13 protein-coding genes are annotated in these 12792 nt (G+C 43.8%); 6 read left to right on the top strand and 7 right to left on the bottom strand.

Annotated elements, in window-relative coordinates; genetic code table 11:
• Nucleotides 1-95: 95 nt before the first annotated feature.
• The 3 genes from R3P39_RS18100 to R3P39_RS18090 form a co-directional block, all read right to left on the bottom strand.
• Nucleotides 96-782 (bottom strand): transposase, encoded by a 687-nt coding sequence (locus tag R3P39_RS18100; RefSeq protein ID WP_336569199.1) that lies wholly within the window; start codon nucleotides 780-782, stop codon nucleotides 96-98.
• A gap of 597 nt (nucleotides 783-1379) precedes the next feature.
• Nucleotides 1380-1553 carry a hypothetical protein gene (locus tag R3P39_RS18095; RefSeq protein ID WP_336569198.1) on the bottom strand — a complete coding sequence of 58 codons (174 nt, stop codon included), beginning with the start codon at nucleotides 1551-1553 and terminating at the stop codon, nucleotides 1380-1382.
• Between the two features lie 70 nt (nucleotides 1554-1623).
• On the bottom strand, nucleotides 1624-2088 hold the full coding sequence (locus R3P39_RS18090) for a CreA family protein (RefSeq protein ID WP_336569196.1): 465 nt from the start codon (nucleotides 2086-2088) through the stop codon (nucleotides 1624-1626).
• Nucleotides 2089-2277: 189 nt separating this feature from the next.
• Between R3P39_RS18090 and R3P39_RS18085 the strand changes: the two genes are divergently transcribed.
• Entirely contained in the window at nucleotides 2278-3333 is a 1056-nt protein-coding gene (locus R3P39_RS18085; RefSeq protein WP_336569195.1) for a hypothetical protein, read from the top strand.
• Here the strand turns inward: R3P39_RS18085 and R3P39_RS18080 are convergent.
• Nucleotides 3330-3908, bottom strand: coding sequence for a YqaA family protein (locus R3P39_RS18080; protein WP_336569194.1), 579 nt, complete (start codon nucleotides 3906-3908; stop codon nucleotides 3330-3332). The two genes, R3P39_RS18085 and R3P39_RS18080, sit on opposite strands and share 4 nt — an antisense overlap.
• 178 nt (nucleotides 3909-4086) lie before the next feature.
• Here R3P39_RS18080 and R3P39_RS18075 point away from each other — a divergent pair, with 178 nt between their 5' ends.
• A complete protein-coding gene (locus tag R3P39_RS18075; RefSeq protein ID WP_336569193.1) occupies nucleotides 4087-6240 on the top strand; it encodes a tetratricopeptide repeat protein in 2154 nt (717 codons plus the stop codon).
• A 20-nt stretch (nucleotides 6241-6260) separates the two neighbouring features.
• On the opposite strand, the gene R3P39_RS18070 is transcribed toward R3P39_RS18075, so the two are convergent.
• Complete coding sequence (locus tag R3P39_RS18070; protein WP_336569192.1) at nucleotides 6261-7724, bottom strand: serine hydrolase domain-containing protein; 1464 nt, start codon at nucleotides 7722-7724, stop codon at nucleotides 6261-6263.
• Between the two features lie 443 nt (nucleotides 7725-8167).
• On the opposite strand from R3P39_RS18070, the gene R3P39_RS18065 reads away from it, so the two are divergent.
• The 3 genes from R3P39_RS18065 to R3P39_RS18055 all read left to right on the top strand — a co-directional run bounded on the left by R3P39_RS18065 (nucleotide 8168) and on the right by R3P39_RS18055 (nucleotide 11016).
• On the top strand, nucleotides 8168-8728 hold the full coding sequence (locus R3P39_RS18065; RefSeq protein ID WP_336569191.1) for a hypothetical protein: 561 nt from the start codon (nucleotides 8168-8170) through the stop codon (nucleotides 8726-8728).
• Nucleotides 8729-8876: 148 nt separating this feature from the next.
• Complete coding sequence (locus R3P39_RS18060; protein ID WP_336569190.1) at nucleotides 8877-10451, top strand: sensor domain-containing diguanylate cyclase; 1575 nt, start codon at nucleotides 8877-8879, stop codon at nucleotides 10449-10451.
• A gap of 115 nt (nucleotides 10452-10566) precedes the next feature.
• Nucleotides 10567-11016 carry a nuclear transport factor 2 family protein gene (locus tag R3P39_RS18055; protein WP_336569189.1) on the top strand — a complete coding sequence of 150 codons (450 nt, stop codon included), beginning with the start codon at nucleotides 10567-10569 and terminating at the stop codon, nucleotides 11014-11016.
• A gap of 32 nt (nucleotides 11017-11048) precedes the next feature.
• On the opposite strand, the gene R3P39_RS18050 is transcribed toward R3P39_RS18055, so the two are convergent.
• Nucleotides 11049-11231, bottom strand: a complete 183-nt coding sequence (locus tag R3P39_RS18050; RefSeq protein ID WP_336569188.1) for an alternative ribosome-rescue factor A — start codon at nucleotides 11229-11231, stop codon at nucleotides 11049-11051.
• Nucleotides 11232-11414: 183 nt separating this feature from the next.
• On the opposite strand from R3P39_RS18050, the gene R3P39_RS18045 reads away from it, so the two are divergent.
• Nucleotides 11415-12401: an alpha/beta fold hydrolase gene (locus tag R3P39_RS18045; protein WP_442962044.1), complete on the top strand. Its 987-nt coding sequence runs from the start codon at nucleotides 11415-11417 to the stop codon at nucleotides 12399-12401.
• Nucleotides 12402-12409: 8 nt separating this feature from the next.
• Here the strand turns inward: R3P39_RS18045 and R3P39_RS18040 are convergent, their stop codons facing one another.
• Nucleotides 12410-12616, bottom strand: coding sequence for a hypothetical protein (locus R3P39_RS18040; protein ID WP_336569187.1), 207 nt, complete (start codon nucleotides 12614-12616; stop codon nucleotides 12410-12412).
• Nucleotides 12617-12792: the final 176 nt, after the last annotated feature.

The following is a 12792-nucleotide window of genomic DNA, read 5'->3' as shown; positions in this document are numbered from 1 at the left end:
AACTAGACGTTGCAGCTATAAGCGGCAAAATAAGGCCAAACGAGGCATACACACGTGTTGCTCGTTTGGCGTCATAGGTTGGTATAATAGTGTTGTTAAAAAGTAACGGCCGGCTCAGCCACCAAAGCGCCTTGCTGTAGTGGCTGCTCGGCTATTTTACTTCGCACCCTGCCGGTTAACTGATCAAAAGTGAAGCTGGAACGCTTATTTTGTTCAAACATTAAGCTAATGGAGATACTCAAGCTTTTTGGTAGAGCTTGGGCCAATACATCTTTAGAGGCTTCAACAAACATGACCTCATCACTATTGAGTTGATGAAATTGGTTGAAAGCCAAGCCACAGTGCTGCCCAACGTTTAGGTCTGGCCGGGTCTGATATTTGTATAACTGCGCTGCACAGCCTGGACCAAAATAATTGGTGGTTAAAGAAGCGAAATTATAGTCTCTGAGAATGGGTTCACTGTTTTTTAATGAACCGCGTTTTGGGATCGGATGCCAGATCTGTGCACAAACTTTAAAAAAGGGTCGCTGGTTTTGGTATAAAACGTAAAGATCGTCGTTATCTAATAGCCCTTTCGTATGGTGCTGATAACTTTTGCTCAACGAGACCTGAGACGCTAAAAACTTTTTGTTTTGTGCCAATTGGTAGAGCATTTCTGCTAGTAAGTGTAAGGTGTTGGAGTCGAGGCTCTCAGGCCCACTGTATAAGCTTTTTACGCAATTGATAAAATGTTCGAAGCTTAGTACCTCATGACTATAAAAGTTACTAAAAAATTGTGCCATCATTCTTCCTTGTTGCTAATTGGTGTTAACTTTCGGCGTAAACTCAGTGATGAGTTTGCCCAAGTTAGCAAGTCTTGATTCATTCGTATCAGCCCATAACAACGCCTTATATCAATTCGCTTAATTAAGTGATCTATTTGAGGCAAGTAAATTTTCTCGATAACACCGCTCCCGCGTCCTGCTATCGCCCTGGTACCTCCATCTATATAGGCAAGGCAAAATTTTGCTATTTAGTTGTTCTAAATAAGAAACTTTTAACGCCGTTAGCGTCAAAGTTACTCCCTCAAATTGAGCAAGTATTAATGCAGATTGGTATTACTCCTTGCAGCCGCCAAAGTGCCAATAAATTCCACAGTATAAGTATGCTATGAGCAGCGCTATTGCTCCCCCAAAGGCGCATAAATACCTTTACTGCTTAATTAAACTTAATGGGGAATAAATATTTTTCAACATTATAATTACAATTATTTTAAATTTAAGGTTGGAGTCGTAATGTAACAGACAGCAAGGTGAGGCAACCTGACTGCACTTTGCAAGGCAGCAAGGATAGTAGGTTAACTTATTGCAATAGCTGAGCGATGCAAACTGTTAGCAAACCTAGTTTTGTTCGCGCTTTTGCTGTGGTAGTTTCGCTTGCTTTAACGAGGCAGGTTGCTCAGACTGCGCCGATACGCCATGAGCATCCGTCGTTTGGATCAAAACAATAAACGATATTGTGGCAACGGCAAACACTAGGTTAAGCGTTTTTCTAAAAAATCGAGTTTTCAGCATCGTCTCAGCTCCTGCTACGAGGGTTCATTAAGCTTAGACGATTTTTTCTTTAAATTGGTTTAAAGTCGCTTTATTTTTTTTGCTCACCGGTTTGATAAGCCTGAGTGCCCCACAGCGGAACCGTTGACAAGCTATGCTTAAAACTGCCAGAAGTTTCTTTGGTGGTATAGGCAAGATACATCAAAGTTTGGTTCTTAGCATCATAAATACGCCGTACTTTCATTGATTTAAAAAACACGCTTTTCGATTTTTTAAATACCACTTCACCGGAATCGCTCTTATCGATATTGGCTAACATCTGCGCGGTGATCTCACTGGTTTGACGACAAGCGATGGAGCTGTCGCTCGGATCGGCAAAACTGAGGTTGTCTTCAACGCTGGCAATATGACAAGTTACTCCCGTCACCACAGGGTCAACCATTGAATCAAGCTTAATGTCTTTAAGGGTAAATAACCCTAAGGACACATCCCCAACTTCGCTGTCGGAGCAGCCAGATAAAGCCACCAGCGTTAGGCTTATTATTAATTTCTTCATCGCAATTCCTTGAACAGTAAAGTACCTACTCTAAGCTATTTTTAGCATTTCGAAAAGCACACCCAGTGTCTATGCCTGCAATACTTAGTGACTCATGATTTCGCATTTGCATAGCGGCGTTACGCTTGCTCATTATGTCCCCAAGTGTTAGCTTTTTGGTGAAGGAGTATTTTATTAATGGAAACAATAATGAAACCATTTGCGCTGGCAGCGTTGCTTTTAGTTGTAACTTCGTGCACCCCCGCAGATATTAGCCAAGCACAATCACAACTCGAGTTAGCAATACAACAACGTGACTTAAATCAGCAAGTCAGTAGTTTGAGCAAATTGGCACAATACGATCAACAGTTTCAGCAACCCGCGCAGCAAGCAAAACGTGCACAGCTGTTATTGCACCAAGCTGAACAACAATACGATCAGGGAAAATTCTTAGACGCGCAATTAAGTGCAGCGCAATCAAAGGCGCTTAATAACTCTTTTCAAATCGATCAATTACTGCGAGAGCTGGGTTCTCGCTACCCTCTAACAGAGCTGATCAATGCGTTAGTACAGCTTAATGATGAGGCATCACGGGCGAGACTCAGCTTAACATCTTTTTTTCATGATCCGCTGGAGACTTGGTCAATAATTGACTTAAATAAGAAGCTCAGCGCCATCAACCAAGCCATCGCTGAAGTCAAAAAACAGATGTCAGCAGTGGCAACTGAAAACAGAGCATTGCCAGCTTACCAAGAGACACTCCAAATAGCTCATGATGTAGTTGTGCGGCTGCAAACACAGCAGCATTTGCTATTACAACACGTACAGCAACAAATAAGCCACGCTCACTTAGAAAAGTTCACCCAACTGCACCAAAGTGCTCATGATAAAGTCCGTAATTTTACTGAGCGGGTGGTATACACCATGATGGATAAAAAGCATAAGGCGCTTATTCGAGCACTGCAGCATGAAAGTGAATTACTGTTTAATGTTAAAATGACTTTAGAGCGGGTTTACCCTAAAGCACTGCCAATGTTTGCACCATTTTATGACGCCTATGTGCAGTTGTTGAATCGGCCGCAAGATTACAATGAATACGTCACCTCTGGGCATCACGCATTAGCGACATTAAACAAGGCACTGTCAAAGGATAAGTTGTCTAAACAATATCAAGCACTGACTAGGCAACCTTTGCCGCTCACAGCGAAGTTGCTGGCATTCGCAGAGTCACAAAATAAATATCGATTTTTATATCGCCCTTATTAAAGCTGGGCACTGCCCCACCACAGCAACAACACCAGCGCGGTTAATGCCAACACCGCCTTGGTTTTGTGCTGTTTGATCAGATTCTCGGCTCGATTTCCAGCGTAATAAACCACTAAGGCGAGGCCAAAATAGCGCAACGATCTGGCAATGACCGTGGCTATCAAAAACATGCTTAAGGAGTAGTGAGTCGCGCCAGCACTAAGCATCGCAATTTGGAACGGAACAGGGGCAACGCCTAGCGTTAACACAAACCAAAACCCTTGTTGTTGTATCTGTTGTTTGACTTGCGCAAATTGCTCTGGGGTAGAGAAAAACTCGACTAAGCTGGCGCCAAAAACATCAAACAAATAATAGCCAATGGCATAGCCCACTGCAGCGCCGAGTACACAGCCTAACGTGGCAAAAGCAGCAATATGCCATAACTTTTCCCGCCGCGCCTGCATCAAGGGCACCATTACCGCTTCAAGGGGAATGGGCACTATGGTTGACTCCAAAAAAGAAGCCACGGCAATGGCACGGCCTACTTGGCTCGACTCCACCAGCTCTTGGGTTTTTTGTTTAATCCTTTGTGACATAACAACCTAGCTCCTTTCAATCTATGCTGTGTTAGTAAGTAGCACTTTAACATAACGAGTTTGCTGCAAACTGAACGATATGCTTTGAGCATAAATTGCCGAAGCTATCTTTTCTGCTACTGACGCCATATACTAAACGCATTATTTATGGTGTTTCTTCAGGTAAATGCATCCTCTCATGATAAAACAACTCGGCATAATCACTTTACTGTGCTTGTTATTATCAGCATTTGCCACCTTGGCAAAAACTGATTTAGACGCCTTAAAACATTTGCTCCGTGACTCTCCCAATCAAGCTTTGACCACCATAGAGCAGCAGTTAACAAACACAACTAAGGCGTCCTCGGCAACGCGTTTTCAGTTACATCTATTATATGTTGACGCGCTAATTAAAGTGGGAAAGTATCAAAGTGCCAAGCAACACATTTCTGAGTTACACACCACGCTTAAGAGTGTTCAGCAGCCAAACCAACAAAGCATGCTTTTATTGCGCCACGCTAATCTGTTACAAAGCCAAAATAAAATCGCAGAAGCCGCTGACAAGCTCAATGAAATATTGGCTCTCGACCCTCAAGATGAGTTAGTAATTGCAGATGTCTATTCTAATTTGTCCCACGTTTATCGTCTCAGGGCAGACTACAAAACTGCGCGAGCCCATGCCGAGCGAGCCATAACCATCGCAGAACAACACCAAGATGATAGCCGTTTAGCAAGCTTTTATAACCAACTGGGTATTGCTCTAGATTACATGGGAAAAATTGAATTAGCACTCAATGCTCATGAACAGTCGCTGCAAAAGCAGCGGACGCTAAATAACCAACAAGGCATTTCCAATTCACTTTACAATATTGCTGAACTGTACCGAGATTTAGAAGAACTTGAACGTGCGCTGTCTTATTTTCGCCAGGCGCTCAAAGTTGATCTTACCTTAGGTAACCCTCGCCACATTGCCAACAGCTATGGCAAAGTAGGACAAGTATTATTGCAGTTGGGTCAACACACCGAGGCCAAAAGTAATATTGAAAAAGGCTTAGCTTTAACACGAGAAATGCAAGCTGACAGCGACACCGCTTGGCAACTTAGTAACTTAGTCAATGTGCAGCTAGCCCTAGGAGAGCAAGAGCAAGCTCTCAGTCATGCTAAAGAGGCCCTTGAGCTTGCCGTCAACAGTGGAGCCAAAAGAACCGAACGAGCTGCCAAACTATCACTGGCCAATGCCTACTTAGCAATGGCTCAGCCACAATTAGCAAAAACGCAATTAGAGCAGTTGCTTGAAGCGCCGCAGTTAGCCACACAAATGCGTAGCGCTATTCATAAGCAACTCAGCGAGATTTTTAGTGCTCAAGCGAATTACCAAGCGGCATTTGAGCACCTGCAATTATTTCAGCAACAGCAAGATGAGTTGCGCCGAGTAGGTGACGAAAAAAAAGCGCTTAAAATGGCAGAAAATATTGAACTGGTAAAACAGGAACAAGCGCTCACAATCTTGCAAAAAGAACAAAAACTTCAGCAGGCCCAGTTACAAAACCTTGAATTACAACGTAAATTTAGCGTCGCTATGCTGCTCTTGGTATTGGCAGCCATGGCAAGCTACTACTGGCGACAGCGACAAAAAGCCAAATATAAAGCCCTAGAACAACGATTAACGCAGCAGTCGTTAGAACAAAAAAATCAACTTTTGGCGGATATTTCTCATGAGCTGAGAACCCCTTTGACCAGCCTTAGACTCAGCGTCGAGGCGCTTTTATTCAACATAGAGCCAGACCCTGAACGCGCTTATAGAAAAATAGAGAGCAAAGTCAAAGAGTTAGATACCCTCATTAGTGATATTTATCAGTCGGCGCAATATGATAACAATGTCATGACATTAGAGTTTAGCAAGTGTGAGATTAGCCAGCTTTTAAGCGATGCCTGCGAGGAGTTGAGGCCATTGTTTGCCAGTAAATCTCAAACATTGCACTGTTCGCTTACAAACAGCAACATTACCCTCTGCGCTGATCCTCAGCGTTTAAAGCAAGTGTTTCTGAATCTTTTACGCAATAGCCATTTCTACACCCACGAACAAGGGCAATGTCATGTTTCCCTTAATACAGATGACAGCCAAGTTATCATTACCATCTTAGACTCAAGCCCTGGCGTTGCCAACGAAGAACTAAATTTGATATTTGAGCGCCTTTACCGCTGCGAGTCGTCTCGCAGTCGTGATCATGGCGGCTCGGGATTGGGTTTGGCTATCTGTAAGCAAATTATCACCGCTCATCAAGGCCAGATTAAAGCAGAGCAGAGTAACCTTGGTGGTTTATTGGTTGAAATTAGGCTGCCCTTGTCCTAGCGCAGCCCAACTAACCATACTTACTCGTTTGCAGCTTTAACAAAGCGATACTCACCTGCCCACACAATGGCAGCAACATCACCATGGCTGTCATGCTCAATATCCACCTCAGTGCCACTTTCAAGCCATACTAGGGTTTTTTCATCACTGGCAACAAACTCCATGTCATTATTTCGCCACATATCGAGTATGCGAATTTGCTCATCTGCTACGGATACTTTCATTTTAAAGTTATCATCTTGCTCGTACTTATACACCCCAGGAAGCCCGCTTCGTAGAGCTTTGGTCAGTGCCACTGGTTTGACTTCCTTAGCCGCTTTAAAGTCCCAATCATACAACTCACTCAAAGCAATACGAAGCTCACCAATAACGGGGCCAGCAGCATCGCCATTGGCCATAATAACAATACCATCTCCTTTATCCGCGTAGGCCTCTAAGTAATTGGTAAAGCCTTTATTTTTGCCACCATGAAAGAATACTAAGCCTTGTTTATGTTGTTTTAGCTCAGGTCCGAGCCCCCAAGTATCATGGTGAATTTCTAACATCTGATTGACTAACTCGGGTGTGATCGGGCCAGTCGAGGTACCTGCCCTAGCTCGTTGCACTGCTGTTATGTATTTAGTTAAGTCACTGGGGGTTGTCCAAAGTCCTGCAGCCGCTTGTTCAGGGTAAACATGCCAATCCCCCTTAATTTGTTCACCATTACCATCAAAAGCGGCACTGGCTTGTGACCAATGGGATTTTGGCAGTGGCTGAGCATAAGTGCTGTTTGTCATACCTAAGGGAAGCAAAATGTGTTGTTGCATATACTGACTAAACGGCATTTTGCTCACGTCCTGAACCAGAAGTTCCATAACCGTATAACCGCCACCGGAATATCGCCAGCTTTGTCCAGGCAAACTATTGACGACGACTTTATCGGTATTACCACCGCCATTTAACACCGCCACATCACCAGGGATGCTAGCAGAGCGTTCATAACCAGGAAAGCCATGTTGGCTCAAGCCTGAGGTGTGCGTTAATAATTGTCGCAAGGTCACTGGCTGCTGTTGAGTGAAAGCGTTTTTAGGTATTTGCCAAGAGGTTAGGTATTGATTGATATTGGTATCGAGTGCGAGCTTACCTTCGGCGACGAGCTTGAGTGCAGCAAGCGCTGCCATGGGCTTACTAATAGAACCGGCCTGAAATAACGTCTGCGTGGTGACCTGAGTATTGTGTTCTTTGTTGGCAATACCAAAACCTTGCGCCCATTTTAGTTGGCCATCTTTTAATACCGCCACGCTCAACCCGGGTAAGTGGGTGTCTTGCATACGCTCAACAATTGAGGCGCTAGAGTAGGCTTTTCCTGCCACCCTAACCCGAGGTAACAGCTTAGTGCTGGCCTGATTAAGGGTGGTGTCTGAATGTATTGTTTGTGAATGGCTAAAGTAAGATACCGTCAGTAAAGCCGTACACATGAGAACGGCCGAGGATGATTTTTTCATGACATATCCTTGTAAATAAGGGGGTGTAATTGGTTAAATCCTGCACGGGCTGCACCACGAAAAACGCTTGTGGTATCTTGGTGACAGCAATTATTTCGCTTTGTTTGTGAGCTCAAAGAATACACAAAGCGTCTAAACCTTAACGCTAAAATTATTTTATAACAAGTAGTTACTGGCCTCTTGATTAGCTTTGGCACACCTTAACTTAGCTCCTTCAGACTTGCAGTGACCACCAGCTCAACCTGTGTATTTATAACGGTTTAAAGCCATTCAGTGCGGTTTTTCTATTTATCACCCTGATATTTTGCTAGCCAACACTGCCGTTTGGAGAGTTAAAAATCATATTTTGTTACTTTTATCTTTTTATGTGATTACAACTTTTCTTTAGAGCCGCCACGACTAACTCAGCATCACTGTATCGTTAACACAATAATGGGGTGCCCATGAAAAAGACACAATTTCTATTACTACCCAGCATAGCGCTATTAGCCACTGGTATCGGTATTGCAACTGCTCAGCCAAATCAGAATAATGACAGCGGCGTCGATAATAACTATCAGTTAATTACTTACAAGTATTGCCAACAACTTGAACGGCAACCACTAAATGCCGAACAAGTCGCAGCCTACCAAGCACTTCAGCAAGCCGAACAAGCGATGGAAAACATCAGCTTACCCAACCGCGCTTTTGAGGAAAAAGTAACTAAGCTGGGTAAAGAGATAGAAGAAATCGCGCAAATGGCGGTACAACGCTCACAAGGTAAAGTCATTATCGATGAGCAGCTTATGGCTAAACAAGAAGCGAAAGCAAAGCAAATAGACGCACTATTAGACAATCATCAAGAGCACTTTGACGCACTCAATCAACACGCCAGTCGCGTTGGCAATGCGGTCAGTCGCTTCGAGCAGGCAATTGCTCCGCTTACTAATGATCAGAGCAACATCACCTATCGCGTGATTAAGTCCGGTGAAAGTGCGTCAGCCCCTTGCTTTGCTAAGCATTAATTGCCCTACCTTGGGTTGCAGCTGCAACCCAATAATCCTCCAGCTAAAGTAAAATTCACTATGCTAGCGCGCTGTGGTTTGTTACATTTAACACAACAGCAAGTATACTCTGGCCTTGCGTTACCAAGGGGTATTAATAGAAAGCATAATGACCGCGCCGTATCACTATTGCATTTTGGTAAAGTTTACTCGCCATATCCTCTTCTTGCTGATGTGTTTTACCGCCACCACGACATGGGCCAATCAGTGTCTAGTGAGCAGCAACCACTCGAGTATTACTCCCTTTACGCTGAAATATCAGCAAAGCCATTTTGATAACGTCCCCAAAGGGAATTTCACCCTAACATTCGAGTGCCAACTATCGCAGCAAAGCGTGCTGAGCTTTGTCGATGTCGGCCTGAAACATTTTGCTTGGCAGCAAAGTGCGGATCCGCTACAAGCCATAAAATACACCAATCCAGCGTTTATAATACCTGCAGGTACCACCACCGTAGAGCTTAACGCGCAAGCAATTCAGTCTCATAGCTTAAGGCTAAAGCTATATTCCATGCCCAGTTTCGTGGTGCAAAGCCAAAAGAACAGCCTGATCATGGGAGCCTTTTATGGCTTATGTTTTACCTTAATTTGTTATGTGATGATCATTGGCAGTCGTTTAAACGATTCGATTTTTCGGCTTTACGGCGCCTACATTCTTTGCTTGTGCGGCTTTGTGCTGTTCCAAGAGGGTCAGCTCAATTTATTTATTGCCCCACAATACAAAGCCTTGTTAAAGCATTTCTACTTACTTTGCATAGGCCTTACCGTGGTCACGGCTACTTGGTTTATGACCAGTATTTTAGCCGTAGCAAAAGTCTGGCCCAACTTCACCAAGTTGCTAAAACTTGCTGCTGCACTGGTATTACTGCTTGCCATTAGCAAAATAGCGGTCAGTCAAGACCACATAGACACCTTACTAAGCCGTTTGATGGGCTACCTTACTTTGACCATTGTGGCGACTATTTTTGTTCTTGCGGCACTGCAAACTCGCCGTCGTGTTGAAGAGGCCAACTTGGTCTTTGCGGCATTAAGCTTAGTATTGGTGGGCATGGTGTTTCGCATCTTATTAGTGGGCTATAGCCCATTTATGCAGCGCTATGCTTTGGTGTTTGCGTTTGCCATTGAATCCTTACTCCTGGCCATCGCCGTGTCCAAGCGGATCGGCCGCCTGAAGCAGCAAAAGCAACAAGCCGAAAACGAGGCGAACTTTGATCAGCTCTGTGGTATCTACAATCGCCGCGGTTGGGAAAAATCGTGCACGCCATTACTGGAACAACAAAAACTTGATAAAAGTGTTTTAGCACTTTTTTATATTGACCTAGATAAGTTTAAACAAATAAACGATGAGCACGGTCATGATGTCGGTGATCTGGCCCTTCAATCGGTGGCCAAGCTATTAACCGCTAATACGCGCGATGGTGATGTGGCTGGTCGCTTAGGGGGCGATGAGTTTGTGGTGGCGTGCTTGTTCAAAGATAAAACCGCAGCAAAAGAAAAAGCCGAACAGTTACAGCAGCAAATTAATGCGCTTAGTATCAGCGATGACAATAACTCCATTGATGTACAAGGCAGCGTCGGCGTGGCATTAAGCACCGCACCTGGCGATGATCTTACAGCGCTATTACAGCAAGCCGATGACCAAATGTACAAAATCAAACAGCAGCATCGTGCAACCCAAGCAAAATAATGCTTAGTTCGGTATATACTTTGCAACTTCCCTGCAAAAAGCAGTTTTTCACTCTACAACTTGGTGAAAAATATCAATAAATAATCTAAATGACTTTATTTTAGGGAAGTTAAACATGATAAAACACGTTGCCTCATTATTGGCCTGTATTTTACCCACTAAGTGTGCATTAGCAGCGCCAAATGACTCGCTATATCAACAAATCAAACAGCTCGATACAGAGTTATTCGCAGCATTTAACCGCTGTGATATTGATGCCCTAGCAAGCATGTACTCGAAACAGCTAGAGTTTTACCATGATACGGCTGGTTTAGATAATTATGCTCAAAGCATTGCGGCTAGCAAAACGTTATGTGCAAAAAAGCTAGGATTGACTAGAACGCTTATTCCAGAGAGTTTGACGGTATACCCAATCAAGGACTTCGGCGCATTGCAGATGGGAGAGCACCGTTTTTGTCATCTTGTTAATGGTAAAAATGACTGTGGCACCTTTCGTTTTACCCATATATGGCGTCACAATAAAGCCGGCTGGAAATTACACCGGGTTATTAGTTATGGCCATTAATATGGCCTTAAAAGCCTTATCTTAACGCTTACTTATGCTGCGTTAAGATAAGGCTCTTGGCCTTGATGCTTAGCTTTACGCTGATAGCTGCCCTTGCCTTTTTTGCTTTTTTCTATCTTGGTTTTAAATAGTGGACTGGTCACTAGCGCTTTAAGGGCATTGTCTTTTATGTCACCGCGCTGATGGTCATGGCGATGCTGTTTTACTTTTTTCATCTTAACTCCAATGGTCTTGCTGTTGCATTAAAAGTGGCCGATATTGGCGCTGGCGATAGTAGCGCTACGGTAAAAATATGCAACTACTTTTAACCTTTTTGTGACTCATACACAGTCAAAAAAGTTCATATAAACCTGCTAGGCTAATATCACTGTCGGCTTGATGAGAAAGGTAAGGAAATCATGCCAGGAAAAAGTATCACCCTTAACAATGGCATTAGGCTTCATTATGACATGGTAGGAGAGCGCAACGCTCCGGTTATTATCTTAATTATTGGTTTGGGCGCACAAATGACAGTATGGCCGGATGAGCTCATTCATAGCCTGGCTGATAAAGGTTTTCGAGTGATCCGCTTTGATAACCGTGACGCAGGCCTCTCCAGTCACTTAGACCACTTAGGCTCGCCCAGTATTATGAAAACCATGCTGAGTAAAAAGTTACCAGTGGCAACCCGCCTGCCCTACACCCTAAATGATATGGCCAAAGATGTAGTCGGCCTCATGCAACGCTTAAAAATAAAGCGAGCTCACTTGGTAGGCGCTTCCATGGGTGGCATGATAGCCCAAATCATGGCTCGCAAACATAGAAAAAAGGTGCTCAGTTTAACCACCATAATGTCTACCTCCAGCTATCCGAAATTTACTCGTGCGAACATCAAAGTGATGCTGGCGCTTGCCAAAAGTCGACCTAAGCGCAACTGCAGAGTCTCATCGATTCACTATAATATCCGCCTTAACCAATTAATCGGCAGTCCGGGCTACCCTCAAGACAATGCCACTTTACAGCAGCAAGCCGAAAAAAACTTTGAGCGTGCCCATAACCCACAAGGATTTAAGCGCCAACTTGCTGCCATCGTGGCCAGTCAATCACAACTCCCCAAACTTGAAAAAATCAAAGCCCCGACCTTAGTTATCCATGGCACCGACGACCCCATTTTTCCCGCCACAACGGGACAACAAACGGCAGCTCAAATACGCAAAGCAAAACTGAAACTGGTCTCGGGTATGGGTCATGACTTTCCTCCAGCTTTAATGAAAAAAATCAGCAAATGGATTGCCAAACATTGCACTAAGGCGGAGCGCAAACGACTTAAGAAAAAACAAAAAAAGCACCAACGCCCAGAGCCACAACAGGGCAATATTGCTCATCTTAAGTTAGTCGCTAAATAAAAGGAAAGTCAGTAGTCGCTTAACTCAGATTCTGAAGGTTTTTGTTTTGCACCACTCATCATTTTAATTTTTACTGCTAAGCCACAAGAAAAATACACTTTGACCAAGCCAATAATCACTAAGTGGATATTTGGGTGAGAAAGGAGGTCGAGCTTAGCAACCGCCGCAGTGAAACTCATCCGCTCAGCTGCCTCATCAACTACCCAGTAATACAAAGTGATGACCTCTTTGAAGACACCGAAAGCAATTAAAAAAATGCCGCACCAAAACCCGGACAATGTAAAAAGCGAAATGGCAGTAAGCTCATGGTATTCCTTACCTAAGTGATAGCGATACAAACTAAAATGATAATAAATTGTAAACCACTACAAACATTGAGTCTAGCCACAAA

Source organism: Pseudoalteromonas sp. UG3-2, assembly GCF_037120705.1.
Taxonomy (GTDB): Bacteria; Pseudomonadota; Gammaproteobacteria; order Enterobacterales; family Alteromonadaceae; genus Pseudoalteromonas.
The sequence above is the reverse complement of the archived record's forward strand: the minus strand, read 5'-3'. Positions and strand labels throughout refer to the sequence as shown.